Annotated in this window: 26 protein-coding genes; 11 read left to right on the top strand and 15 right to left on the bottom strand. The window is 40.8% G+C overall.

From position 1 onward, the window contains the following. Window positions 1–37: 37 nt before the first annotated feature. Window positions 38–2,173, bottom strand: a complete 2,136-nt coding sequence (locus tag GPS65_RS10285) for a transglycosylase domain-containing protein (protein ID WP_119124648.1) — start codon at window positions 2,171–2,173, stop codon at window positions 38–40. A gap of 127 nt (window positions 2,174–2,300) precedes the next feature. On the opposite strand from GPS65_RS10285, the gene GPS65_RS10280 reads away from it, so the two are divergent. Next, window positions 2,301–2,786 carry an antibiotic biosynthesis monooxygenase family protein gene (locus GPS65_RS10280; RefSeq protein ID WP_119124647.1) on the top strand — a complete coding sequence of 162 codons (486 nt, stop codon included), beginning with the start codon at window positions 2,301–2,303 and terminating at the stop codon, window positions 2,784–2,786. Window positions 2,787–3,278: 492 nt separating this feature from the next. Continuing rightward, on the top strand, window positions 3,279–4,466 hold the full coding sequence (locus tag GPS65_RS10270) for a M20 family metallopeptidase (RefSeq protein ID WP_119124646.1): 1,188 nt from the start codon (window positions 3,279–3,281) through the stop codon (window positions 4,464–4,466). Between the two features lie 28 nt (window positions 4,467–4,494). On the opposite strand, the gene GPS65_RS10265 is transcribed toward GPS65_RS10270, so the two are convergent. Genes GPS65_RS10265 through GPS65_RS10255 form a run of 3 tightly spaced genes read right to left on the bottom strand, consistent with a single transcriptional unit; the run spans window position 4,495 to window position 7,209 of the window. Beyond that, window positions 4,495–5,202, bottom strand: a complete 708-nt coding sequence (locus tag GPS65_RS10265) for an EcsC family protein (protein WP_119124645.1) — start codon at window positions 5,200–5,202, stop codon at window positions 4,495–4,497. Window positions 5,203–5,255: 53 nt separating this feature from the next. Continuing rightward, window positions 5,256–6,476: an ABC transporter permease gene (locus GPS65_RS10260; protein WP_119124644.1), complete on the bottom strand. Its 1,221-nt coding sequence runs from the start codon at window positions 6,474–6,476 to the stop codon at window positions 5,256–5,258. Further along, window positions 6,469–7,209, bottom strand: coding sequence for an ABC transporter ATP-binding protein (locus GPS65_RS10255; protein ID WP_003212171.1), 741 nt, complete (start codon window positions 7,207–7,209; stop codon window positions 6,469–6,471). The genes GPS65_RS10260 and GPS65_RS10255 overlap by 8 nt, the downstream gene beginning before the upstream one ends. Window positions 7,210–7,696: 487 nt before the next feature. Between GPS65_RS10255 and GPS65_RS10250 the strand changes: the two genes are divergently transcribed. The 3 genes from GPS65_RS10250 (at window position 7,697) to GPS65_RS10240 (ending at window position 10,008) form a co-directional block, all read left to right on the top strand. Continuing rightward, entirely contained in the window at window positions 7,697–8,125 is a 429-nt protein-coding gene (locus tag GPS65_RS10250) for an HIT family protein (RefSeq protein WP_008348883.1), read from the top strand. A 159-nt stretch (window positions 8,126–8,284) separates the two neighbouring features. Then, complete coding sequence (gene serC, locus GPS65_RS10245; protein ID WP_161985414.1) at window positions 8,285–9,364, top strand: 3-phosphoserine/phosphohydroxythreonine transaminase; 1,080 nt, start codon at window positions 8,285–8,287, stop codon at window positions 9,362–9,364. 125 nt (window positions 9,365–9,489) lie between these two features. Beyond that, entirely contained in the window at window positions 9,490–10,008 is a 519-nt protein-coding gene (locus GPS65_RS10240) for a tryptophan transporter (RefSeq protein WP_003212065.1), read from the top strand. Window positions 10,009–10,058: 50 nt separating this feature from the next. On the opposite strand, the gene yhzF is transcribed toward GPS65_RS10240, so the two are convergent. Next, window positions 10,059–10,250, bottom strand: a complete 192-nt coding sequence (gene yhzF, locus GPS65_RS10235) for a membrane protein YhzF (RefSeq protein ID WP_003211362.1) — start codon at window positions 10,248–10,250, stop codon at window positions 10,059–10,061. A gap of 128 nt (window positions 10,251–10,378) precedes the next feature. Here yhzF and GPS65_RS10230 point away from each other — a divergent pair, with 128 nt between their 5' ends. After that, a complete protein-coding gene (locus GPS65_RS10230; protein WP_007497160.1) occupies window positions 10,379–10,735 on the top strand; it encodes a YtxH domain-containing protein in 357 nt (118 codons plus the stop codon). Window positions 10,736–10,922: 187 nt separating this feature from the next. Next, complete coding sequence (locus GPS65_RS10225; RefSeq protein ID WP_012009452.1) at window positions 10,923–11,543, top strand: HTH-type transcriptional regulator Hpr; 621 nt, start codon at window positions 10,923–10,925, stop codon at window positions 11,541–11,543. Here GPS65_RS10225 and GPS65_RS10220 read toward each other — a convergent pair. Then, entirely contained in the window at window positions 11,521–11,865 is a 345-nt protein-coding gene (locus tag GPS65_RS10220) for a YhaI family protein (protein WP_012009451.1), read from the bottom strand. The genes GPS65_RS10225 and GPS65_RS10220 overlap by 23 nt on opposite strands. Before the next feature lie 233 nt (window positions 11,866–12,098). Here GPS65_RS10220 and GPS65_RS10215 point away from each other — a divergent pair, with 233 nt between their 5' ends. Both GPS65_RS10215 and GPS65_RS19460 read left to right on the top strand, forming a co-directional pair. After that, window positions 12,099–12,617: a DUF3267 domain-containing protein gene (locus GPS65_RS10215; protein ID WP_003210901.1), complete on the top strand. Its 519-nt coding sequence runs from the start codon at window positions 12,099–12,101 to the stop codon at window positions 12,615–12,617. A gap of 82 nt (window positions 12,618–12,699) precedes the next feature. Next, on the top strand, window positions 12,700–12,885 hold the full coding sequence (locus tag GPS65_RS19460) for a hypothetical protein (RefSeq protein ID WP_072368131.1): 186 nt from the start codon (window positions 12,700–12,702) through the stop codon (window positions 12,883–12,885). A gap of 52 nt (window positions 12,886–12,937) precedes the next feature. Here GPS65_RS19460 and GPS65_RS10205 read toward each other — a convergent pair whose 3' ends face one another. Together GPS65_RS10205 and GPS65_RS10200 are read right to left on the bottom strand one after the other, a co-directional pair. Continuing rightward, window positions 12,938–13,027 carry a YjcZ family sporulation protein gene (locus tag GPS65_RS10205; protein ID WP_017360317.1) on the bottom strand — a complete coding sequence of 30 codons (90 nt, stop codon included), beginning with the start codon at window positions 13,025–13,027 and terminating at the stop codon, window positions 12,938–12,940. Between the two features lie 145 nt (window positions 13,028–13,172). After that, window positions 13,173–13,259: a YjcZ family sporulation protein gene (locus GPS65_RS10200; protein ID WP_008361129.1), complete on the bottom strand. Its 87-nt coding sequence runs from the start codon at window positions 13,257–13,259 to the stop codon at window positions 13,173–13,175. 161 nt (window positions 13,260–13,420) lie between these two features. Between GPS65_RS10200 and GPS65_RS10195 the strand changes: the two genes are divergently transcribed. Then, window positions 13,421–14,299, top strand: a complete 879-nt coding sequence (locus GPS65_RS10195) for a peptidylprolyl isomerase (RefSeq protein ID WP_012009449.1) — start codon at window positions 13,421–13,423, stop codon at window positions 14,297–14,299. Between the two features lie 53 nt (window positions 14,300–14,352). Here the strand turns inward: GPS65_RS10195 and GPS65_RS10190 are convergent, their stop codons facing one another. The 4 genes from GPS65_RS10190 to GPS65_RS10175 form a co-directional block, all read right to left on the bottom strand. Then, window positions 14,353–14,583, bottom strand: coding sequence for a sporulation YhaL family protein (locus tag GPS65_RS10190; RefSeq protein ID WP_012009448.1), 231 nt, complete (start codon window positions 14,581–14,583; stop codon window positions 14,353–14,355). Window positions 14,584–14,699: 116 nt separating this feature from the next. Then, entirely contained in the window at window positions 14,700–15,644 is a 945-nt protein-coding gene (gene yhaM, locus GPS65_RS10185; RefSeq protein WP_003211952.1) for a 3'-5' exoribonuclease YhaM, read from the bottom strand. A gap of 62 nt (window positions 15,645–15,706) precedes the next feature. Next, the gene (locus GPS65_RS10180; protein ID WP_012009447.1) at window positions 15,707–18,496 is read right to left on the bottom strand and encodes an ATP-binding protein; all 2,790 of its coding nucleotides are present in this window, start codon (window positions 18,494–18,496) and stop codon (window positions 15,707–15,709) included. 16 nt (window positions 18,497–18,512) lie between these two features. After that, window positions 18,513–19,727 (bottom strand): metallophosphoesterase family protein, encoded by a 1,215-nt coding sequence (locus GPS65_RS10175; RefSeq protein WP_161985413.1) that lies wholly within the window; start codon window positions 19,725–19,727, stop codon window positions 18,513–18,515. Between the two features lie 172 nt (window positions 19,728–19,899). On the opposite strand from GPS65_RS10175, the gene GPS65_RS10170 reads away from it, so the two are divergent. After that, window positions 19,900–20,088 carry a YhzD family protein gene (locus GPS65_RS10170; RefSeq protein ID WP_012009445.1) on the top strand — a complete coding sequence of 63 codons (189 nt, stop codon included), beginning with the start codon at window positions 19,900–19,902 and terminating at the stop codon, window positions 20,086–20,088. 226 nt (window positions 20,089–20,314) lie between these two features. Here the strand turns inward: GPS65_RS10170 and GPS65_RS10165 are convergent, their stop codons facing one another. From GPS65_RS10165 to GPS65_RS10155, 3 genes are all read right to left on the bottom strand, one after another. Continuing rightward, window positions 20,315–21,085 (bottom strand): enoyl-CoA hydratase, encoded by a 771-nt coding sequence (locus GPS65_RS10165; protein WP_238389091.1) that lies wholly within the window; start codon window positions 21,083–21,085, stop codon window positions 20,315–20,317. A 166-nt stretch (window positions 21,086–21,251) separates the two neighbouring features. Beyond that, complete coding sequence (locus GPS65_RS10160) at window positions 21,252–22,526, bottom strand: lysine N(6)-hydroxylase/L-ornithine N(5)-oxygenase family protein (protein WP_012009443.1); 1,275 nt, start codon at window positions 22,524–22,526, stop codon at window positions 21,252–21,254. Window positions 22,527–22,601: 75 nt separating this feature from the next. Next, on the bottom strand, window positions 22,602–24,101 hold the full coding sequence (locus GPS65_RS10155) for a coproporphyrinogen III oxidase (RefSeq protein ID WP_012009442.1): 1,500 nt from the start codon (window positions 24,099–24,101) through the stop codon (window positions 22,602–22,604). Between the last annotated feature and the right edge of the window lie 58 nt (window positions 24,102–24,159).

Below are 24,159 nucleotides of genomic sequence, written 5' to 3'. Positions count from 1 at the left end.
TACTAAACCGGCTCATTGTTCAAAAAATCGCCGAATATTAACGTCCAAAAGCCTCTGGCTTGACATATGGACTGCCTTCTCCTTCTTCTTCCGTTTGGGTATTATATGGAACCACCTTATATTCCGCATCTGAAAACACATTAGCATACGGCATTGTGTAGTTATTTGCGCCTGTCACTGAATCAATCAGCGTCTCGTTTCCATTCCTCTTTTCATAAATACGGTATTCTACCCGTTTATCCTCTTGCTTCTCCCAAGACAGCTCTAATGTAAACAATCCTTTGATTTTAAACACATAGCGGGCTTCAAATCCAGAAAGTCCTTCTAAATGAATTGGTGCTTGAAGTTCTTTAATCCCCTCTGGTTTTTTAAACGTTTCATTCGTCATTTGGGCTGCCGTTAATATATCCTTAAACAGCTGCACTGGGTATTGACTTCCGCCAGTTAAGTAGTGACTGTTATCGGTTTTGTCATACCCCATCCAGATCGCACCCGTTGTACTTGGTGTATAGCCGGCAAACCAAGCATCCTTTGTGGCACCCTTCACACCTGAATATGTGGTGGTGCCTGTTTTCCCTGCTAAGTCTCCAGCATATGAACCGCTCTGGGCTGTTCCGCCTTTGACAACTTGCTGCAGCATTCTTGTCATATTCCAAGCATTCTGCACGCTAAACACTCGTTCTGACTTACTGCGATTTTTCTCTACCGTTTCTCCTTCATCATTGGTGATTTTCTGAATGAAGAAAGGCTTTTTATATACACCTTCGTTTGCAAATGTGTGGAAAGCTCCCGCAATTTGAAGTGGAGAAACCCCTTTTTCTAAACCACCAAGGGCTATCGCAAGTCCTTGATCCGAAATATCGATTCCCATTTTCTCGAGATACGTTTTCGAAGTATCAATACCAAGCTGGCTTAATGTCCACACCGCTGCTGTATTTTTACTTTTCATGAGGGCCTCCACCATCGTGACCTTGCCTTCATACTGCCCATCGTAATTCTTTGGTGAATAGCCGTCATAGCTTTTTTCTTCGTCTTCAAGCAGGGAATAAGGTCGGAATTTTTTCTCCTGTAGCGCAGGTCCGTATACTGCGATCGGCTTGAAAACAGATCCAGGCTGCCTCACAGCTGTCACCCTGTTATAACCCCTCGCTTGATATTCTCGCCCTCCGATTGCAGCTTTTACTCCTCCAGACTCATTATCAATAAAGATAGCACTGCTTTCAGGAGAACCGCTTTTTCCCGGGAAATAACGATTGTTTTTCATCGCATCGTAAGCGACCTTTTGCAGATTCATATCGATCGGAACTGTTATGGTATAACCACCTTGAAGTAATTGTTCATGTGAAATGGAATACTCTGATTCTGCTTCCTTAATGATAAGATCGACATAGCTGTCCACCCAAGGCGTTTCTGATTTCTTTTTTAAATGAATGCCTAGTGTTCTTCCTTTTGCTTCTACTGTTTCTGTTGATGATAAATACCCTTGCTCATTCATTAAATTAAGGATCGTGTCCCGTCTTTGTTTATTTTTATCAGGGTGTAAAACAGGCGAGTAAGTAGACGGCGCCTTTGGCATCGCAGCAAGTGTCGCTCCTTCACTGACAGTTAAATCTTTCACATCTTTACTAAAGTAATAATTGGCTGCTGCCTGAATACCGTAGACGCCATGACCGAAGTAAAGCTGATTCAAATACATTTCGAGCAGCTTATCCTTTGAATAGTCTCTTTCTAAATTAATCGCAATGATGACTTCTTTTGTTTTTCGCAGAAAGGTTTTGTCATTTGTGAGAAAAATATTTTTTGCGAGCTGCTGAGTAATGGTACTGCCGCCCTCTACCTTTCCACCTGCTAATATATCTCGATAAACCGCCCTTGAAATTGACTGCGCATCAATTCCATGATGCTCATAAAACCGCTTGTCCTCGACAGCCACAAAAGCTTTTGCTACTTTATCGGGTACATCCTTTATTGACACAGGGTCCCGATTTTCTGAATACATACTTGTGAGTTCTTTTCCATTCTGATCAATGATTTGGGATGAAGCATGAAATACAAGCTTCTTTTCATCTATGACATAATGTCCTAAAAATAAAATGGTCAGATAGCCAATAAATGAAAGTACAATGGTACTTCCTACAATGACTAATGGAATGATTATCTTCTTTTTCTTCAAATTAGGTCACCTCATTCCTTTATACGGATAGTATGGGATGTATTGCTTCATAATATGTTTTATGGATTGACTACCAAAGAATTATATATCATTCTTTTGTTATACTATCAAGCAGGAGGCGGTTTAGATGAATGTCTATATGACTTATGGAACAGCAGATTTCTTACATAAAATCGCAAAAAAACACGATCAGGAAAATCTGCTTTATATGGTCGGAAAAGAACAAGCAGCTCTTTTCCATGAGACGGAGGGTGAGACTGTTTTTAAAGCCCCACATGCCTATGATGTGATTTATGCAAAAGGTGAACTTGCCCATTCCGGTTTCGTCACCTTGAATCATATCCCTGTGAAGCTTGAAAGTAGAGCACTGTTTGAATCTACTTTCAAGAAAAAGACGAATATCTCAGAACATCAGCGGGGCTTCAAGGCTCTTCGAGTGTTAAGACCGAAAAAAGATGAAGAAGTGTATTTAATTATGACACTTTGGGAATCAGAGGACTTATTTGAAGACTTTCAAGAATCAGAAGCATTCTTTCAGCCAAACGATGATACTGGCTCCATCTTCTCTCGTCCTGCTTATCTCACATCCTATCATGCCGTTACAGACAATTAAGGAAGTGCTGCTCTCAGCACTTCTTTTTTCATGAAAAAAAGCCCAATCAATGGGCTCTTTATTAGCGTCGTGATGTCAGCTCGTACCGATGAATGATCGGCTGGAGTACATAGAAATTCAATAGGATCCATCCTAATAAGATCGGCCACTTTAACATAGGTGAAGCCCCTTTCAATTGAATGAGCATCACCAATAGCGGAATCAAACAGATCAGGAAAAAACTCATTTTCGATACAAAGGTTTCTTTGATTTGATGCCGACAGCTTGGACACATCATCATTTTCGTATGTGATAAATGAAACTTTTCAACGAAAGAAAACGCTTTCGAACAATTTGGACAGCTTCCCAATACAATTCCTCCCTTTCCCCGCTTCATAGACACTTCGACTTTTATGTAAAATGACCTTTGATGCGCATGTGACATCCTCTTCTGTTGAAAGATTCTAACAATTACCATACAATCAGTAAAAGAGCATGAAGGAGGTCAAATCAATGACAATATCTACTTTACAAAAAAGCATCAATGAACGTCTTGATGAACATTATGAGGAAATGGTTGAAATTAGACGCCATCTCCACATGAATCCTGAACTTTCTTTCCAGGAAGAAGAAACAGCCGCTTTCATCGCCAGCTACTACGACAAATTACATATACCCACACGTACACAGGTAGGCGGCCATGGTGTACTCGCCTTTATTGAAGGAACTTCTCCGGGGCCGACGATTGCCCTCAGAGCTGATTTCGATGCACTCCCTATCCATGATGAAAAGGAAGTGCCTTACAAATCAACAAAACCTGGTGTGATGCATGCATGCGGGCACGATGGTCACACAGCGACACTGCTTGTCTTAGCGAAAATTTTGAATGAGCACCGTGATCAATTAAAAGGGAAAATCGTCCTCATCCATCAGCACGCAGAAGAATATGCGCCAGGCGGTGCAAAACCAATGATTGAAGACGGCTGCTTAGACGGTGTCGATGTCATATTCGGTACACACCTTTGGTCTCCAGAGCCCTGTGGCACAGTTCTTTATAAAAGCGGGAACTTTATGGCAGCTGCTGACCGCTTCTCTATTCGAGTTCAGGGGAAAGGCGGACACGGCGCCCAGCCTCACTTAACGAAAGATGCTGTCCTCATCGGTTCACAAATCGTGGCAAACTTGCAACAAGTCGTTGCCCGTAAAGTGAATCCAGTTGATTCTGCTGTTGTATCTGTTGGAGGTTTTGTAGCAGAGAATGCTTTTAACGTCATTGCAGATTCTGCCGTTTTGACTGGTACTGCACGGTCCTTTGAAGAAAGTGCGCGACACACCATCGAACGAGAAATTGAACAGGTCGTGAAAGGTGTGTGCGCCATGCATGATGCGGAATACACATATGAATATGTGAGAGGATATCCTGCTGTCAAAAATCATCCAAAGCCGACTGAATTGATTGCTGACATCGCCAAGCAAACAGATGGTGTCATAGAAGTAAAAGAAGCGGAAACCCAAATGGGTGGAGAAGATTTTGCTTACTACCTTCAGCATGTCCCTGGTACGTTCTTTTACACAGGCGCCATGCCGGAAAACAGCGAAGACGCCTATCCCCATCACCACCCGAAGTTTGATATCAACGAAAAGGCAATGCCAGTCGCAGCAAAGGTACTCGCGAGTGCCGTCCTTTCCTGCGATGAATAAAAAAAGCCGCTGGCAAACAGCGGCTTTTCTATTTCTTTTCTTTCAACACCCGTAAGTGAAACACATGGCGAGCGACATCACCGAGTTGTCCTGTCAGGTGATGATTTGCTACACCACCAACAGCAGCTCCGACGACCGGCATTAATTGAAACAGCTTCACTAGGTCAATGTAATCTCGATATTCCTGCTGAAAGTTGTACCAATCCATTTCCTCGCGGCTCGTTTCCCAATCATCTATGATGCTCATCATTTTTTGACGATGCGCACTGCCAGAAAAGGCAAGTTGAAATATACAGAGCAAAAAGAGTCTTTCCTCTTTTTGAGACAAATCAAAACCATAAATACACGCCAGCTCATAAAGACATTTCATCTTAATGCTAAGCAGTAGCGGAAAGTCCGCCATACCAAGCAAAATACCACCTGCACCTGTTCCAATTCCTTCAATCGCAGCTGCCTTTTGATAGTATTTCACTTTCTCTTTTGCCAGTTCATTTCGCTCAATGATGGATAATTGCTCATCCATGACTGTAAATGAAGTGAAGTGAGATCCTGATACGGTGGATTCAACCATTGTTTTGACCGCACTTGTGATGACTTGATGAAACCTGGCAGGGATTCGGCGGTTCACCTGCTGCTGAACTCCTTTTGAAATCCGTTCGATCTTTGAAGGTTTTCTTAAAAATCGCGTTTGAAAAAGAATGGCTTCTTCATATAACTCCCGTTCAGCTGCATTCATCCGGTCCCCTCCTTGATGTCATCATACGCTCGCTGTCGGTCACATATATCTGCCTATCTCATCTTTTTTAATCGACTGAGTACGTATGGCTTGAAGAGGACAAGCACAAATGCCAATGAAATCAGAAGGGCAAGTCCACTTCCCTGCCATCCTCCTGCCGGTAGGACTGCACAGCTCAACAATATCGATTGGATGATGAGCACGTTACGGACGAGAATAAAAAAGCTCCGATCCTTTTCTTGTTGAGCAACAGGATAAAGTGCCTGTAAAGAAAGGTGGGCAAAGTGCTTCGTTAACGGCACTAGCTGGACACCTGTGATAAACACGGTGAACAAGACAAGCAGCGCACCTACCCAGCCTGCTGCACCTGTATACAAAATAATTAGCACAAACACGGCAGTAAGCCTAATCACAAGACCAAAATAGTCATTTGACCGTAAAAATGCCCTCACATACATGTAAGAAAAAGTTTTACGCTGGTCATACGGAACAAACTGCAAAAGCCAGTCCATATAGATTCTTCTTTTCACCTGTTTCTTCAAATGAGGCACATCTGTAAATAAATTGGCCAAACGATAAAAACGCTGTTTTCGTTTTAATTCGTCAGAAATATGCAATTCCCATTGAAAAGGCTGCTTTTTGACTGCATTGGTTAAGTAAACAAGATAGACACCATAGATGAGATAAAAAACGATTGCGATTGCATAGGATGCCTGTAAAACGGTATAGATTAAAATCATATTCAATAGAAAACGAAGGACTGCATCAAGCCATCTCATTTGTTTTCCTTGAAAATACGTCATTCTCCATTGAATCGCTGTATTCAGTCCCTTGATCAAAATCATTTGCGCCAATATAAGCACATACATCTTGATGCCGCCTGAAGACACTGCCGAATAAAGCGGGAGTGCGACAATGAATACAGCAATGAGAGGAAACAGCTGAGAAATGAAGCTAAAGTTAAAGGCTTGTTTTAAATAAGGCTCCATCTTCCCTTCCAAAGGAAGCAAAAACACGAGATCTGCTTCTTTGATCAACGTCCGCACGTAAGAGCTTGTCAGTACCAATGAGAAAACAACTGCCATGACCCAGTAGGATGGAAAATGAGCTGGAATTTGTTTGAGCCAGTTACTATACCAGCTCGCTCCGCCTGCAAGGAAAAAAATGAGCACAATGACAAGATGATCATTGAACATGTATTTTAAATATTTTCTTGTATCTTGTATGTGTTCCTCTAATCGTGATTTCCAAATGCTTTGCGTCGTTTTACTCATAGCTTTCTTCCTTTGTTAATTCCAAATAAAGATCATCTAGTGTCGCATCTCTCATATTGAACTGTTCTCTCAGCTCCGTCAGGGTTCCTTTCGCTCTGATTTCCCCTTCGTGCAAAATAATAAAAGAATCACAATAGCGCTCTGCTGTCGCCAAGATATGCGTCGACATCAGGACACTAGCGCCGTTTTTCTTCGCGGCATTCATCCGTTCAAGCAGTGCATTAATCGCAAGAGGATCAAGCCCTAAGAACGGTTCATCAATGATATACAGTTCTGGTTCAACAAGAAATGCACACATAATCATGACCTTCTGCTTCATACCTTTTGAAAAATGAGCAGGGAACCACTTCAAACGTTTCTCCATTCGAAATTCTTTCAGCAATGACGGCAGGCGTTCATCTAATTGTTCCTTAGACAGTCCGTAAGCCATCGCTGTCAGCTCTAAATGCTCTTTTAAAGTTAATTCTTCATATAATACAGGTGTTTCTGGAATAAACGTAAATTGCGAACGATACGCCTCTTGATCATCTTGAAGGGTTCGCCCGTTTAATTCAATCACACCTTTATGCGGTTTCATGAGTCCGATGATATGGCGAATGGTTGTGCTTTTCCCCGCCCCGTTTAAGCCGATGAGACCAACAATTTGATTTCTTTCTAATTCAAATGAGATATTTTTTAGAACGGGATTCTTCGTATATCCACCCGTTACATCTTTTACAGTGAGAAGGGACATGAATTCGTTCCTTTCTTTCGTTTTTCCTTTATAGTAACAAAAACGAAAGGTAATTTGAAATGTTTACCTATAGACAAGTCATGAATAAAAAATAGGCATCTTGGTCATCATAATGTATGTAGAAGAAATGAACTTGATGACCAATAAGTAAATGAGGTGTTTGTTAAAGGCAAAGAACCGCATGACAAGTTGGTTTTTCATCTAAAAACCTTAGCTTCTGTTTTGCTTCACTGATTCTTGATTTTTGTGTCCTATACAATATGTATACGACAAACCAAAACGTCAAATGAGGTGTTTACGGCAGAAATAGCAGGCATATGAATTCTTTATTTCAGTAAATAGAGAATTCAAAAGGCATATCGAATGAAAGCATCAGCATTTCTTCTGCAGGAGCAGGATGAGCGACCAAAGGAGTTCGCTTGTCCTGTTTTCTTTTTTGCTCATTTTTGTGATACGATGAAGGAAAATGAATGAGGAGTGACATGACGTGAGCGATTGTATTTTTTGCAAGATCATTGATGGAGACATTCCATGTGCAAAAGTATATGAAGACGAGCATGTATTGGCTTTTCTAGATATTAGCCAAGTAACAAAAGGGCATACCCTTGTAATCCCGAAAATACATAAAGAAAACATCTATGACATGACACCAGAAGTGTCTAATCACTACTTCCAAGCGATTCCGAAAATTGCAAGGGCGATCAAACAGGAATTTGAACCCATTGGATTAAACCTTTTAAACAACAATGGCGAAAAAGCTGGACAATCTGTGTTCCATTACCACATGCATATCATTCCGCGTTACGGCAAAGGCGATGGCTTTGGTGCCGTATGGAAATCACATCAAGATCAATATACGTCAGAGGATTTAAAAGACATTTCTTCTGCCATTCATACGCGCCTTACCTCATCTTAATAGATGAGGTTTTTCTCATTTCTACCCCTTTTTCTCCCCTTTGTTTCTTAATAGTAAGATATTTAGAACGATTCAAATTTTTTGTCCAATTGCTTCAAATTTGTGATAGGATGGTTTTATCTTTTGATCCATTAACGCGAGAAATAGGGAGAGATTGTGATGAAGCGAACGACGAATTTTAATGCTGGTCCTGCGGCACTGCCGCTAGAAGTGCTTAAAAAGGCACAGGAAGAACTTGTTGATTTTAAACAAACTGGAATGTCTGTAATGGAGCTGTCGCATCGCAGTGGTGAATATGAAGAAGTCCACAATAAGGCAAAATCATTGTTGGTTGAACTGATGGACATTCCTGAAGATTACGAAGTCCTCTTTTTACAGGGCGGAGCTAGCCTTCAATTTGCGATGATTCCTATGAACTTCTTACATGAAGGCGAAACGGCTCATTTCATTCAAACAGGCGCTTGGTCAGAAAAAGCATTATCAGAAGCAAAAGGGTTTGGTGAAACATCTGTGTTTGCTTCAAGTGAAGACGACAACTACTCGTATATTCCAGAAGTAGATGCCTCCGCTTTAACAGATGGCGCTTATTTACACATCACATCAAACAATACGATCTTCGGCACTCAGTGGAAAACGTTCCCTGGTACATCATTACCGCTCATTGCGGATATGTCCAGTGATATTCTCAGCAAAAAAATCGATGTTTCTCAATTTGATCTCATTTATGCTGGGGCACAAAAAAACTTAGGGCCTTCTGGTATCACGATTGTGATCGCGCGCAAACGTTTATTAGAAAAAGAGAAAAAGAGCACACCGAAAATATTAAAATATTCAACACACGCAAAAGCTGCCTCTCTTTATCACACCCCACCGACTTTTGCGATTTATATGCTGTCTCTTGTCCTTGACCATGTTAAACAGGCTGGCGGCGTAGAAGCAGCGGAAAAAAGAAATGAACAAAAAGCAGGCATTCTCTACGACACAATTGATCAAAGCGGCGGTTTTTACAAAGGACACGCACGCACTGACAGCCGGTCGCATATGAATGTCACATTTACCCTTCGTGATGATGCACTCACTGCATCCTTTGTAGAGAAAGCAAAGCATGAACAAATGGTTGGACTTGCCGGTCATCGTTCTGTCGGTGGATGCAGAGCATCTATTTACAATACGGTATCGATTGAAGACTGCCAAAAGCTTGCGGACTTTATGAAAAAGTTCCAGCAAGAAAATGAGTGAAAAAGCTTTTCTATAGAGAAATAAATTTGTTATAATAACGAGAAATATAAAGTGATGACTCTTGCAATAAATGATGAGCCATATTATTGGAGAGTGCTAAGAGCTTAGCAGAGGAGAGCATAGAAATGAAAACAAAAGAATTAGTCATTATGTCATTGCTTGCAGCAATGGGAGCTGTTTTGCATACGATTTTCCCGCCCATCTTTTTCGGAATGAAACCTGATATGATGCTGGTCATGATGTTTTTAAGCATCATCCTTTTCCCAAAGGTACAGCATGTCGTGGTGATTGCCCTTGTAACAGGCGCCATTTCTGCATTAACAACAGGTTTCCCAGGCGGACAAATTCCAAATATGATTGATAAACCAGTGACAGCCTTTATCTTCTTAGCCCTTTTCTTATCTTGCATGAAGATAAAGAACAAAGTAGTGCTGACCGCTGTGTTAACTGCGATTGGAACCATCGTATCCGGCGTGATTTTCCTATCTGCCGCATTACTGATCACTGGACTGCCAGCTGCATTACCTGCACTTCTTGTAGGCGTCGTCCTGCCAGCAGCCGTGATTAATACCATTGCTATGGTATTTGTCTTCCCAATTGCTCAGTCCATTCTCAGACGTGCAAGAATGATAGAAGTTGCTTAACAAATAATCGAACCTCTTCATAATAGATGAAGAGGTTTTTTTTCATGCTTTTATAAAAGAAAAAGGGTCAAAAGCAAAATGAGGAGCGAAATTCCTGCACCTGCCGCACACACAAGTGCTTTTTGCTTTAATACATGTTTTGGCGGATAAGACCCCGCATACCCCAGCTGTCTTGCATAATGAATAGAGCCACCTGTAAAAACGACACCGATACACGTAAAAACGAACAGAAAGACAGACAACCTTCTCCCCTCCCTTTTCTTCAAAAGTATGCTAAAATAAAGCAAGCTATGTATGGAAGTTCAATGAAGCTGATCGTCAGCTCAGAGAGAACATGCGAATGTGTAAAATTTGACTAGAGGTGATTTGAATGGCTAGTGGACGTTCTTTATTAACAGGATTATTTGTAGGCGGTCTCCTCGGAGGTGCGGCAGTGCTCCTGACGACTCCCTCTTCTGGCAGAGATGTGCGCGGAAAGATGAAAGACGGCTATGACAAATTCGAAGATACGCTGACAAGATTAAAAAGAGATGGACAAGCTTTAAAAGAGCAAATTGTTGAAACAGCAAAAGAAAGTGCAGAGGTCATTAAAGAAGTCGGAACTGAATTACAAACATCGATTCAGCAATGGCGTGAAGAAATCAAGCCTCATCAGCAGGATTTGCAAAAGGAAATTCAGGAAATTGAGGAAAAGCTCAAGCAACTGGAGAAAACCTTACAAAACTAATATACTCAAGAAAAAATATTCGTTTACAAAAGTGTGCGGGGTGCGTATCCCGCACTTTTTTTGTTGAAAAAAGGTTATTTTGACAATGTTTTTCATGAGTTTTAAAAATTCTTGAATTTTCAGCTTTATTAATCTTTATTTTATTGGCATAATAGAATTACAAGAAAAAGAGAAGTAGGTGAAATGGATGAATCATTCGGAACAGCCTTTCGATGTAAAAGAAGCACTTTTATTCAGTCAAAGAATGGCCCAATTGAGCAAAGCTCTTTGGAAATCCATTGAAAAGGACTGGCAGCAGTGGATCAAACCGTATAACCTAAATATCAATGAACATCATATTTTGTGGATTGCGTATCAATTAAAAGGAGCTTCAATATCAGAAATTGCAAAGTTTGGCGTCATGCACGTATCAACAGCGTTTAACTTCTCCAAGAAACTGGAGGAACGAGGATTTTTAAAATTTTCTAAAAAGTTAAACGATAAACGCAATACGTATATTGAGCTAACGCCAAAAGGCGAAGAGACATTCCATAAACTACTCGAAGATTATGACCCGGCAAGAACTGGTATTGTCAAAGGCGCACAGCCGCTTCATGACATTTACGGAAAATTCCCTGAGATTTTAGAAATGATGTGTATTATCCGAAACATCTATGGTGAGGACTTCATGGAGATTTTTGAGAAATCGTTTTCAAACATTGAGAAGGACTTTTTGAACGAGCGAGGAAGAGTCACTAAAAAGTCTGAGGAACTTGAAGACTCAGCTGATGCAGCAGAAAAAGCGGCTAAAGCAAATCAAATTGTTTAATGATCTTTATAAATTCATTCATTAACGGCTGAAACAGCCCTTGATCATGCAATGCAAATATCGTCTCATGCACATCCAGCTTTTCAATTAACTGTCCTGCAAAAAGCGCAAGCATATCGTCAAACATGACGTAGCCTTGTGCTTTTTGCTTGTCCATTTCCTCTGAAAGCTCAGCACAAATACGCTCAATTTCCTGCGCTTCTTCTTTCGATACCTGCTGCCTCATCAATAATGCATAATATGGATAACGGCTCATATCGGTCGCCGTCAGCAAAAGTTCCATATAATATTCGAGCTGGCTCATTCGTTCCTCAATACTCATGTACGTTCCCTCTTTCTCTTAGTCTTTCTATTCTAGCCGAAATTACTCATTGACGAAAGAGACGAACCTCCCTCTTCTGTCTTTTTTTCTTGAAAAATCCAAAGTTTCCTCTCTTTATTCCATATGAACACCACATTTTATTTTTTTTCATAAAAACCATTGATTTTTATCCTCAGGAAGAGTAAATTATCTTGAGATATTCAATTAGTTTTTTAAGATTGGAAGGATGAAAAATGAATTGTTGGAAGACCATTAATCTTGAAAAGGATTATGGTTATACAAGACTGCTGATTTCAGCCATAAGTCTTGCTATACTTTTTTTCATTACGGCTTTTTTATGTTTTCAACTGACTCATCCTGAAACGAGACTAAGCAGTCACAACGCACCGCTTTTTGCTATGCTTTTACTTGTGACGTTGCTTGTCCACCGTGTGGTTCACTTGATCCCAGTGATGAAAAACAAGAAAAAAATGACGTTATTTAAACGAAATTGCTGGCAGCGTGTGCCAAAGAACATCATGCTTTATTCACTTCTTAGTCCATTTTGTGTGATTTCACCGGTTTACTTTGTGTTAGGTGTGGCGTTTCCTATGTATGCACACTATTTTATCATCATCGCAAGTATTCATGCAGGCTATTGTTTGCCTGACTTTTTATTTGCATGGAAACTGCTCAAAGCACCTAAATCCTGCATCATCGATCAAGCCCAAGACGAGTTTGATATTTTAGTTGACCAAACATCCTCATCATGAGGTTTTTAAAGCCAACTTCTATCTTTTTCATAAAATATTTGGTAATGTAGTATGGGAATAGCATAGAGAGGGGGGATCTCCGATAGTTTTATTTTACTTCATCGTCTTTGCCGCGTTTATTGTGTATTCAATAAACAGGCTTACTAATACATTATGCCTTGTCAGAGAGATTCCTGAAGAACGGCAAGATAAGGTGTTTCGCTTTATCAATGTATCGATACTGATCTTACTGATCTCATCATTTGTTGAAATTACCATATCTATTTAAGATCAAAGCAAAAGCTGCCAGTTTGAGGGCAGCTTTTTGTGTATATTCATTATTAGCAAATCCAAGATGCACCGATAATGATCAATAAGATGAATAACACGACGACTAGTGCAAAACCGCCAGCGAAGACTTCTCCTCCCATGTAAAAACACCTCCTGCCAATTCTTCCTCTGTTCTAAGCTCAGTGTATGCAATAAAATTGAAAACGTTTAGGCACCTGTCATCGTTTGAAAAAAGAACCGCCCGCACGCATGGCAGGACGGCTCCTTTCTGTCACAGCGATTTAATTAGTAAAGATATGCTGCACCAACGATGATCAGCAAAATGAATAGCACGACCAATAAAGCAAACCCATTAGAATATCCTGCTCCCATATAATTCAGCCTCCTTTTTGTGATCACTATATGTGTATGTCGCGCGCAAATTTTTGACTAGACGAATGCCCTTCCATTTGCATTTCTTTTTACTGCGTGTCACAATATGTTATGATACAAGCAATGATAAATAAATTGGAAAGATTAGGAGTGTTTTTTGAATGAAAAAAATGGCTTTAGCAGCTGTAACAGCAGTTAGTGTTTTAACTCTTGGCGCATGCAGTAGCGGTGATAAAGATGTCATCGCAACAACAAAATCAGGAGATGTCACAAAAGAAGAGCTTTATACAACTCTTAAGAAACAAGCAGGTGGAGATGCTTTAAATCTACTTGTTCAACAAAAGGTTCTTGCTGACAAATACAAAGTATCTGATAAAGAAATTGATAAGAAAATGGAAGAATATAAAAAGACACTTGGTGAAGATCGTTTAAAACAACTTCAAGATGAATTTGGAAAAGATTACATCAAAGATCAAGTGAAATATGAGCTGCTGACTCAAAAGGCTGCCAAAGCTAACATCAAAATCACTGATAAAGAAGTAAAAGCGTATTACGATGACCTAAAAGGGAAAATCCGCGCAAGCCACATTCTTGTAGCTGATAAGAAAACAGCTGACGAAGTGGAAAAGAAATTAGATAAAGGTGAAAAATGGGATGCTGTAGTGTCTGAATATTCAACTGATACTGCTTCAGCTGCACAAGGCGGAGATGTAGGCTGGTTCGCAAAAGAAGGTCAAATGGACGAGAACTTCAGTAAAGCTGCATTCAAACTAAAAGTGAATGAAATCAGCAAACCAGTGAAATCACAATTCGGCTACCATATCATTAAAAAGACCGAAGAACGCGGTAAATATGATGACATGAAAGCAGACTTGAAAAAAGAACTACTTGATCAAAAACAAGCAGACACAAATGAAATCCAAACCATCTTAAACAAATTGGTGAAAGATGCAGATGTGAAAGTAAAAGATAAAGAGCTTGAAAACACGTTTAAAGAAAAATCTCAACAACCTGCACAACAACAACAACAAAACCAATAATCACCAAAAACCCCTCTGCCGTGATCAGGCAGAGGGGTTTTTATAACATCTGATTAAGCAATCGAGTGATCTTCATGTGCCGCCGAATCTTGGGATCTTTTCATTTGCTGTCCCTGACGTCTGCGCTCTCTTTCTTGCTCCATTCGCTCGATAAAAATCTCTCCTTCCTTCTCAATAAAGGATTGATCAATCTCTTGCTCCTCTTTGGCCGTTGTCATTAATTTATACGCACAGAAAATAATGCCAATGATACATGCATACACCCACCATGGAAAAAACAACATTTTTTCATCGCCTCCTTTTTTTCAGAACAGCTCTCTTTTCCTTTGTGTTACATGCTTATGCAAAAAGAAGACAAGTTATGAAAAAAACGCCCGCATAAGCGGACGTTCTCACATGATTACTCGTGAAAAGTTGGTTTATAAAATGAACGATTCTCTAACGCAAAAATACGTTCTGTATATTCTCCTGGCTTCACATGCTCAAGCGCACGATCCATCATATTCATCTTCGCATCTAAATTATCAATATAGTGGAGAATTTCGGCTTCCTTCACCATTGGTGGTTTCGGGCTTCCCCACTCACCTTTTCCGTGATGACTTAGTACTAAGTGCTGTAGAATTAAAATTTCTTCTGAATCAATCCCAAGCTCTTCAGCAGCTTTCGCAATTTCTGTCACCATAATTGATATATGACCAATTAAATTCCCTTCCACCGTATAGGTGGTTGAGACTGGGCCTGAAAGCTCTTTGACTTTTCCTAAATCATGAAGAATGATGCCTGAATATAAAAGATCTCGATCTAATGATGGATATAGATCCACAATTGATTTAGCCAAATGCAGCATGGACACTACGTGATAAGCAAGACCAGAAACAAATTCGTGATGGTTTTTTGTCGCTGCTGGATAGTCAGCGAATTCCTGTCCATATTTTTTCAGCAAATGTCTTGTGACACGCTGTATATTAGGGTTTTTCATATCAAAAATATATTGCATAATTGTATCCATCATATCATGCTTTGGAATAGGAGCTGTTTCGAGAAAATCATCAATTCGAATTTGCTCATTTTCAGCAACAGGGCGTATATTCCTAAGTTTCAGCTGATTCCTCCCGCGATAATGATGAATATCGCCAACTACCTTCACAATGGTTTGTGCGGCATAGGTTTGTTCATCATTCTGCTTCGCATCCCATAATTTCGCCTCAATATCTCCACTTTGATCTTGAAGAATTAACGTTAAAAATGGTTTGCCATTACTCGCAATCCCTTTAGTAGATGATTTAATTAATAAATGCAGGTCAACTTGTTCGCCGACATCATAGGTCATGATCCCTTTAGCCATTCAATAAAAGCTCCTTCCATGTTTCTGCTCATATAAGTATAACATAAGTCATTATTTGTCAATCATTCAACTGCTAAACTCGTAACCTGTCCATCTTCTGCTGCTTGCTTCATATGCTCATGACAGGTGAAATAAAACAGCTGTGTTTCAAAACGTGTGAGTTCGTTCATCATCTCCAGCACTCTGCCTAGACGAACGTGATCAAAATGAACAAAGCTGTCATCCATCATAAACGGAAGCTGGCAATCTTGCTGATGAGACAAAGCAAGCGCAAAACGAATCGCCAGATAGATCTGTTCACACGTTGCCTGTGAAAGCTCCTCTGGGCGGAATATTCGTCCATCCATTCTTTTCACCATGAGCAAATCATCTTCAGGTGAAAATAAAATCGCTTCATAACGATCATTTGTTAACGGTTGGATAAAACTAGAGGCTGTGTGAAGCAATGCAGGCAACCTTGTTTCTTTATGCTCATTCAATTTTTCTCGTATGACGGTGCGGACAAGCTGAATGGCAGCCCACTTTTTCGCGAGGTGCTTCGCATGCTCCTGCTCTGCGGTAAGCTGATGAGTCAAATCAGACACTGTTCCAGAAGCTTCTATTTGCCGTATTTCCACCGCTAGTTCTGCTAAACGTTTTTCCGTATTCTCCGCATTCAATTGAACGTCATGAAGGTGCTGCTTTGCTTTGGCACACTCCTCCTCAAGAAGAGGTAGTCCTTTGCGAACAATCCATTCCTCCTCATCAAAACAACCGCTTCTATGAAGCTCTTGATTCAGCTGCTGCAGCTCAGAAAGTCGTTCTCGGTATTCTTTCGATAGATGAGAAAGCACTTGGTAATCTTCTTTGGACTCTGCTTCTACTTGACGAAAAAGCTCATCCGTTTGTTTTTCGTAATATTGAATTTCACCTTCTAGTGTCGTGAGCTGCTGCATCGCATGTTGAATGGATACATGTAATGTCTGGCGTTCTTTTTCTCTTTTCGTCTCATCTTTCAATATCTCTTGAAAGACTGAAATATTCTCCTGAATAGTTCCTTCCTTTTTTTGAAGGATACTGCTTAACGCTGAAACTTTGCGCTCATAAATCGATTGCTGATCGGAGAGCTTTTCTATTTCACGCTGAAACTCGTCATATGCCGCTGTATTCATTTTTAATTGTTTTAGAATATGGAAGGCCTCTACTAGGAAAGAAAGCTCAGACGACAAGCCAAGCTGTCTCTTCTTTTCCTCTACTTGCTGCTGGACAGGCTCGAGCTCTAGCTCCCAGTCTTCATATTGCCGGATGATTCTTTCGTAGAGCAGCTCCTTCTGCCTCATAAGTGTTTCAGCAGAAGCTGCCTGCACTTGAAAGGAATCTAAGGCGTCTTCTCCGTTTCTTTGTTTATTAGAGTTTCTTTGACTGAATGAGTAAATGACAAAGAAGAGAAAAACAGAAAATCCCGCAAATAATAGTGTGATCCACCACTCTGTTAAAAAGAATAGAACAAACAGAAACACCACATCAAATGCGATCAAGCCTTGGAATAGCGACGCCTGTGAATCAATCGGTTTCTTTTTCGATCTTGTATTATTCGCATCATCTTCTGCTCCGTGCAGTTTTACTTGCTGTTCCTTTAACCCTTTTAGAACAGCTTCTGCTTCGTCCAGCTCATGTCTCGCGTGATCAAAACGTTCATCTAACTGCGCCTTTCTGTCCATGAGACGGATGTATTGAGTGACAGTCTCCTTTAATTCCCACTCAAATTCAAGCGAATCGTCGATTTGTTCGAGCTTTATCGGGCGCTCCCACTTTAGCTTTACTTCCGCTTCGTCTATTTTTTGTTTCAATGAATCACGGTTTGCTCGACACTCTGCTATGCGTTTTTTCACAAGCTCAGCATTCGATGCTTCATCTACGACTCTATTCATCTCCATTAAGGTATCCTTGTCATAAAGCGGTTGAACTTGTACGAGTGAGGTTTGCAAATGATCTAACTTCTGTTTCAGTGCAGTTAATTGAGCGTTTTTCGGGTGAAGGTGTGATTCTAGTTTATCAAGCTCATGCTTGGTTTCTGCTCTAAAACGTTTGACTCGGTCTGGAAAGCGGGCTAATTCCTTTTTCAACTCCACTTTTTTCTCAATCATGGGATAGACTTGAATGGATTCAGTCAGTTTCTGAAGGTGTTCTTCCGTTTGTTTCATTTCATTTTGAAGCTTTTCGATCGTCTCCGTTAATTCAGATTGCTCCCGTTTCTTTTCGGTATAGCTACCTTCTACCAATCTCGCTTGTTTCAACTGACCTGTCAGCTCTTTTAAACGATCAAGCTGCTGGTTTAATTCAGGCTTGCGGCCATTTGGTTTAAACAGCTGTTCCTGTTGCTTTAGCAGCCTGCTATCCATCTTGGTGGCTGCATCTGAGCCAAATAAACTTGAGAAAAGTAGAAATTCGCCTATCTGATCCTGGTTTAAGGCTTGGACATTTTGCAGTCCAAACACATCAAACGAATAGATTGATTGATATAATCTGCGATCCGTTCCCTTTAAAAGCGCCTGTAGAAAAGCTTCGTCTTTCACTTCACCATTCGGTAAAAACACCTGTGCATGCCCACCGCGGTCGGATGTTCTCTCAATGTGAATAACGCCAATCTCGTCATCATGACAAGTGAGGGAACCACCATAAAAAGAACCCTGTTTCGACTTGTACATCTTGTTTTTTGGAAAACCAAATAACATCGATTCAATAAACGTTTTCAATGTCGTTTTCCCCGATTCATTCAGACCGTAAACTAGCTGAAAACCGTCATCAGAAAAGTGAAAGGTGCGATTTGAAAATTTACCGAAATGGGCGATATGGAGTGAACGTATTTTCATTGTGCCTCTCCTTTTCTCATAATTGCTTTAGCTGTTCTGTCAGCAGCCTTTGCGCTTCTTCTTTTATATCCAATTCATCCTCTTGTGTGAGCGCTTTTCCTGACTTCCTGTAGGTTGGGTGACGCTTGATCGGTGAAAGCAGCTCTTCATATGACTCAAACTGAGCAATTTCTGCCGTTAGTTCCTTCAAAAAGGAATCTTCTGGATAGATCACTTCCTCGTTTGTTCGGCAGTCAATTGACATCACCCAAACAAACACATCTTCATCTTCCTCTTGTTCATGAAAAACAGTCATCAGCTCCTCGAGGGCTTCAAGCTGAGTATGCTCAAGGTAAGAAGGCGCATCACCTGTCAATTCAATTCTCACAAAATGAGGAATGCCGTCCTCTTTCAGTTCATTGATTTTGCTTTCCACAAGTATGACAAGGTCCGTCATATGAGCCGTTTCTGTGATGTCTATTGCCAGTTTCTCAAAGATGATATCTGCACAGCTAATAAAATCCGCTGCCCGTGAATCTTCGGAGAGTTGAATCAAGTAACAGCCTTTTTCTCCCGTTTCTTTTATATGTCTGCCCTGGACATTACCAGGGTAAATAATATATGGGTCTTCATGCAGAAGGGCTCTTTTATGTATATGTCCAAGCGCCCAATAATCGAAATCCCGCGTTATGAGCTGCTGAAGCTGAAATGGGGCATATGCATCATGTCCTTCTTGTCCGGCTAATGTGCCGTGAAGCATCGCAATGTGATAGGCAGCATCTGTCGTTTTGACATAATGAGATGTCATATTTTCATAGACAGCCCGCTCTTTGTAGCTAAACCCATAAATACTCGCGAAAAGCTGATCCCCTCGATAATAGGAGAGCTCACTTGGTGTACTACTCGTAAAGACCTGTACATTCTCGGGCCACTCAATCGGTGTCCATTCACCGCCTAAATGATCATGATTCCCATAAATAATAAAGACTTCAATCCCGTGTGTTTGCAGTCTTACAAACTGGTTTCTTAAAAACAGCTGTGCTTTCAAGCTGCGATTGGATTCATCAAATAAATCTCCGCTCAGCAGCACAAAGTCTACTGCCCGCTCAACGGCGAGATCAAAGATGTTCTTAGCACTTTGAAATGTACTTTCTTTGAGCCGCTTAAAGGGTAAGCTAGGGATATTCGACATTCCTACAAATGGACTGTCTAAATGTAAATCTGCGGCATGAATAAAAGTGAGCTTAGTCAAACGTCTATCTCCTTGTCCGATACTGTCATTGTCCATATTTTATCATGCCATTTTTGCGAATGCACGTTCTATCACTCTTATTCTAAAAAACAGATTTTTAAGGGATAAAAAGGAGGTTTTGTCTTATTCTTTGTTTAATTACATAGAAAAGCAGAGGAAAGGAAGTTGAGGAATGGAGAAGACATACTTTTTAACTGTATTTGACCCATCCGGTGAGACTTTATTAAATGAAAAAATCACAACAGATAGTGATGAAAAGGCAAAGGAATTAGGTCGCCATCGCTTATTAGAACAGCAATACACGAAGCATTCTCATCGTCTCGTTGATGATGCAGGCAAGCTGCTTTTATTTGAACGTTAAAAAAGCCGGCATTCGCCCGCCTCACATTATTGGCAAAGGGCTAAAATGATCTTTATTTTAGCCCTTTGTCTTCTTTTCAGCGTAATAGAAAACCTTTGAAGTCTAGGAAGGACGAGCATCGGAGCGGAGCGAATTGAACATTCGTGAGCACCGAAGCAGAGACCTGACACCGAATGCGAGGGTTTGTCTACACGCTGAAGCCGGCATTCTCCGGACTTACATTCGTTTATACATTCTGGAATACAGGTCGTCTTTTTTCTAAAAATGCCTGAATGCCTTCCTTATGATCATGGCTTTGCCTCAGTCTTGCCTGTGCTGCCCTCTCCTTTTGAAGAACGGCTAGCAGCTGTGACTCTGACTGCTGGAAATAAATTCGTTTTGTCTCGATAAATGCTTGAAGCGGCATGTTCATAAATGGCTTCACGCATTCTTTTTGATACGCATTGACTTCCTCTTGAAACACGCCGTCTGCAAGGCCCAGCTTTAGCGCTTCTTCAGCAGGAAGCTTTTGTCCACTCCAAATCAATTGTTTCGCGGTTTGTTCACTGACTCTTTTTGTGAGGAAAAAGTGCCCTCCGCCATCTGGAATTAAGCCTACTCCATTAAAATTCATGGCGAGCTTTGCATCTTGATGCATAAACAGGTAGTCACAGCTTAAAGCAAAGCTAAAGGCAAGCCCTGCCGCTGACCCGTGGACAAGAGCAATCGTCACTTTTTTCATACCTGCTAGAGAAAGCGTAATCCCCTCGATCAAATCCATCACTCGATGGAAATCCTCTTCACTTTCCTGCTTTAGCATCATGCCAATATCTCCGCCTGCTGAAAACCCTTTTCCGGCGCCCTTGATCACAACGACTTTTGCACTACTTTCCTCCGCCGCATCACATGCCTCTTTGAATTCAGCAAACATGTCCACATGAAATGAATTGTAAGCATCCGGCCTATTGAAAACGATTTCAAAAATATCCCCATTTAGCTGACACTTGATATATGTCATCATCCATCCCCCTTTTTTTAAACACATGACTTACTTCCATTTCAACCCGAATAATCCCTTTTCCTCAGTTTAAAAAATTTCAGGATTAGTTGATACCAAAACAAGCATAACTGTTAAAACAACAATCTAATGAAAAAGAGCCCTATGTTTGGGCCCTTTTTATCTCTTATTCAAATTGCTGAAAGGCTGTTTCCTTCTTGAATGGCGCTTCTTTGACCCCGCGAATGGTTTGAATCACTTTCTGGTTGCGGTAGATGGATAGTTTTAAATTGGTCGCCGCTGTTCCATGAGAGTGATCTAGGTTCGTAAATGTAAAGAAATGATGCGGACGCTTGTCTTTGAATACAAGCTTGAAGTCTTCTGTCACTTTAAAATGCTCTTCACTTTCCCATTCAATTAAAGGTTCATACGCACTAAACCACGCCGGGATATTCGGTGTGTATCCTGTAGCCAATACAGCACGATCTACTATTATGCTCTTTTCTTTCTTTAGCTGCCACTGCTTTAGGTTCAGTTTGAGGGACTGATTCTCCTCCACCTGAATGGCTTCAAGCTCGGTCATGGGTTGAATGATCACAGATGGCTCCTCACCTGAAACAGACCGATGATATAATTCCTGGTAAATACGTGAGAGCGTCGATGCATCTATCCCATTTCTTAATCCAGTCAGCCTAGGCAATGTGTTCATTCGTTCTTCATAAGGAAGTGAATGGAAATACTCGACGTACTTTGGTGTGAACAGCTCCTGACCAAGCTCAGCCGTCTCTAGCTCTCTAAATTCACTAGATCGTGTAAACCAAGAAAGCTGCTGCCCTTTCTTCTGATGCTGGAGCAGGTCTAAGAAGATTTCGGCTGCACTCTGCCCAGAACCAATCACCGTCACTGCATCAGCTTCTTGAAGTTCTTTCTGCTGGTCTAAATAACGGCTACTATGGGTCACATAAGGCAGTGCAGCATCAGGTACATCAACCGGAATCATCGGTTTGCTCCCTGTTCCGAGCACGACATGCTTTGCCCGATACTCAGAAAGCGATCCATCCTTCAAGCACCTGACTTTCACAAGATAACCACCTTGGCAGTCCGTCACTTCTTCTACCTTCATCCCAAAATGACAGCTATCTAATTCATGTGCGACCCATGATAAATATTCATTGAATTCTCTTCGTGGAATGTCAAACTGTTCAAATGTATAGAAACGGTGAAGTCTATTTGATTCATGTAAATAATTTAAAAATGTATATCTGCTCCTTGGATTCGCCATCGTCACAAGATCAGCTAAAAAGGAGACTTGTAAATCCGTTCCTTTGATCAGCATGCCAGGATGCCAGGCAAATTCCGTCTCCTGTTCAAAAAAACAGCATGAAACATCTTCATACTCCTCTAACAAAGCCGCCAACCCTAAATTGGCAGGCCCAACCCCAATTCCGATCACATCAATCATATGTACACCTGCTTTAACTTTTTATCACTTATATACCCTTTTACAGATGAAAAAAACACTGCGTCACCGCAGTGTTTAAACGTGAGGAACAAATAATGACTCAAGAAATTGAATTTTCTCCTCAGTATAGTGTTCATAACGGTCATTATACGATTTTGGATCTTTTGGATTGGCATACTGCGTAATTTTTCCTGAACGCGGATCAATGAACTTACTAGCAGCACCGCATCCAATCCCAATGATTGTCTGCACTTCTTCCATAATAATAATATTATATAAACTTTCCTGTCCATCTAATGAGTATCCGACATTTTCAAGGTTCCCTAAGATGTTTTTTTGTCTATATAAATAATAAGGGTGATAGTCATGTGCTTTCGTCCAAGCAACTGCTTCATCCATCATACGTGTGATTTCTTCTCGGTCTGCTACTTGATATTTGTCTTTATTACGCGTCATCTCAGACGCCCTTTTAAAGGAGAGCGTATGCACAGTTAACGATTCAGGCTTAAGTTCTTCAGTCTTATTCAAGGAATGCTGGAATTCCTTGAGCCCTTCTCCTGGCAAACCAATAATTAAGTCCATATTAATGTTATTCATACCATACTCTCTTGATAAGTGATACTTTTCAATCGTTTCTTCTACACTATGATGCCGGCCAATGGCTTTCAGTGTTTCATTCTCATACGATTGTGGATTGATACTAATTCGATCAATATGATATCGGTTTAACACCTCTAGCTTATCAGGCGAAATCGTATCAGGACGCCCGGCTTCGACAGTCACTTCCCGTATATGTTTCACATCAGGGAACGAGCGATACATTTCTTCATACAGCAAATCCATTTCTTCCGCCGTGATACTCGTCGGCGTACCACCGCCAAAGTAAACGGTTGTCACTTTGATCCGATGTTCTTTTAGCCAGTCACCAATTTTTTGCATTTCATAATGCAGACCAAACAAAAACGTCCCCACTCTTCCGGCTTGTCCTTTAATTGCATAAGCAGGAAACGTGCAATAAGCGCATTTTGTTGGGCAAAAAGGAATACCAATATAAATACTTACTTCCTGCTGAAGATCATACAGATCCGGAATCGCTTGAAGCTGACGGTCCACAATCTCCTGCATCAAATCGATTTTTTCATCATGAATCAAATAATCACGCTTTAATGCGGCATGCGCATCTTCCTTTGTCATACCTTCTCTCAGCATTTTATGAAGTAATTTTGTAGGACGTATCCCTGTGAGAATACCCCACTTTTGCGTCATTCCTGTGTACTCCTGAAGCAGATGTAAATAAACAGACAGCACTGTGTTTTTGATTTGCTTCCAGCGCTCCTTGTCGTTCAAACCCTCTGGGACGTCTCGCGAAAAACGACTAGTGATGTCTGATCCAGCGATATAACCAGATGCTTTCACCGTTCCATTTTCTTCTTCCCAGCTAAACACCATGGTGAAGCCATCTTCCAATTCACCTGGATCAAACAGCACTTCACTATCTTCTTCAAATAAATTGGCTATATTGACAAGCGGGCGATGAAATCGATCATCTGACAGCCCTTTAATTAAAATTCGCATCGTATCACCTTTATCTTCAAACTTGTTTCATTTTACAAAATCTATGTAGGAAAAGCAA

Source organism: Bacillus pumilus (assembly GCF_009937765.1).
GTDB classification, from domain to species: domain Bacteria; phylum Bacillota; class Bacilli; order Bacillales; family Bacillaceae; genus Bacillus; species Bacillus pumilus_O.
This window is presented reverse-complemented; position numbering and strand designations above follow the sequence as displayed.

What these genes read in the sequence shown, in the direction of transcription:
- GPS65_RS10200 (WP_008361129.1), bottom strand. Translation starts at nt 13,259, where the DNA reads ATGGGAGCAGGATATTCTAATGGGTTTGCTTTATTGGTCGTGCTATTC.
- GPS65_RS10180 (WP_012009447.1), bottom strand. Translation starts at nt 18,496, where the DNA reads ATGAAAATACGTTCACTCCATATCGCCCATTTCGGTAAATTTTCAAAT.
- GPS65_RS10195 (WP_012009449.1), top strand. Translation starts at nt 13,421, where the DNA reads ATGAAAAAAATGGCTTTAGCAGCTGTAACAGCAGTTAGTGTTTTAACT.
- GPS65_RS10255 (WP_003212171.1), bottom strand. Translation starts at nt 7,209, where the DNA reads ATGTCCCTTCTCACTGTAAAAGATGTAACGGGTGGATATACGAAGAAT.
- GPS65_RS10230 (WP_007497160.1), top strand. Translation starts at nt 10,379, where the DNA reads ATGGCTAGTGGACGTTCTTTATTAACAGGATTATTTGTAGGCGGTCTC.
- yhaM (WP_003211952.1), bottom strand. Translation starts at nt 15,644, where the DNA reads ATGGCTAAAGGGATCATGACCTATGATGTCGGCGAACAAGTTGACCTG.
- GPS65_RS10165 (WP_238389091.1), bottom strand. Translation starts at nt 21,085, where the DNA reads ATGACATATATCAAGTGTCAGCTAAATGGGGATATTTTTGAAATCGTT.
- GPS65_RS10260 (WP_119124644.1), bottom strand. Translation starts at nt 6,476, where the DNA reads ATGAGTAAAACGACGCAAAGCATTTGGAAATCACGATTAGAGGAACAC.
- GPS65_RS10280 (WP_119124647.1), top strand. Translation starts at nt 2,301, where the DNA reads ATGAATGTCTATATGACTTATGGAACAGCAGATTTCTTACATAAAATC.
- GPS65_RS10205 (WP_017360317.1), bottom strand. Translation starts at nt 13,027, where the DNA reads ATGGGAGGAGAAGTCTTCGCTGGCGGTTTTGCACTAGTCGTCGTGTTA.
- GPS65_RS10220 (WP_012009451.1), bottom strand. Translation starts at nt 11,865, where the DNA reads ATGAGTATTGAGGAACGAATGAGCCAGCTCGAATATTATATGGAACTT.
- GPS65_RS10170 (WP_012009445.1), top strand. Translation starts at nt 19,900, where the DNA reads ATGGAGAAGACATACTTTTTAACTGTATTTGACCCATCCGGTGAGACT.
- GPS65_RS10225 (WP_012009452.1), top strand. Translation starts at nt 10,923, where the DNA reads ATGAATCATTCGGAACAGCCTTTCGATGTAAAAGAAGCACTTTTATTC.
- GPS65_RS10265 (WP_119124645.1), bottom strand. Translation starts at nt 5,202, where the DNA reads ATGAATGCAGCTGAACGGGAGTTATATGAAGAAGCCATTCTTTTTCAA.
- GPS65_RS10190 (WP_012009448.1), bottom strand. Translation starts at nt 14,583, where the DNA reads ATGTTGTTTTTTCCATGGTGGGTGTATGCATGTATCATTGGCATTATT.
- GPS65_RS10270 (WP_119124646.1), top strand. Translation starts at nt 3,279, where the DNA reads ATGACAATATCTACTTTACAAAAAAGCATCAATGAACGTCTTGATGAA.
- serC (WP_161985414.1), top strand. Translation starts at nt 8,285, where the DNA reads ATGAAGCGAACGACGAATTTTAATGCTGGTCCTGCGGCACTGCCGCTA.
- GPS65_RS10215 (WP_003210901.1), top strand. Translation starts at nt 12,099, where the DNA reads ATGAATTGTTGGAAGACCATTAATCTTGAAAAGGATTATGGTTATACA.
- GPS65_RS10240 (WP_003212065.1), top strand. Translation starts at nt 9,490, where the DNA reads ATGAAAACAAAAGAATTAGTCATTATGTCATTGCTTGCAGCAATGGGA.
- GPS65_RS10155 (WP_012009442.1), bottom strand. Translation starts at nt 24,101, where the DNA reads ATGCGAATTTTAATTAAAGGGCTGTCAGATGATCGATTTCATCGCCCG.
- GPS65_RS10160 (WP_012009443.1), bottom strand. Translation starts at nt 22,526, where the DNA reads ATGATTGATGTGATCGGAATTGGGGTTGGGCCTGCCAATTTAGGGTTG.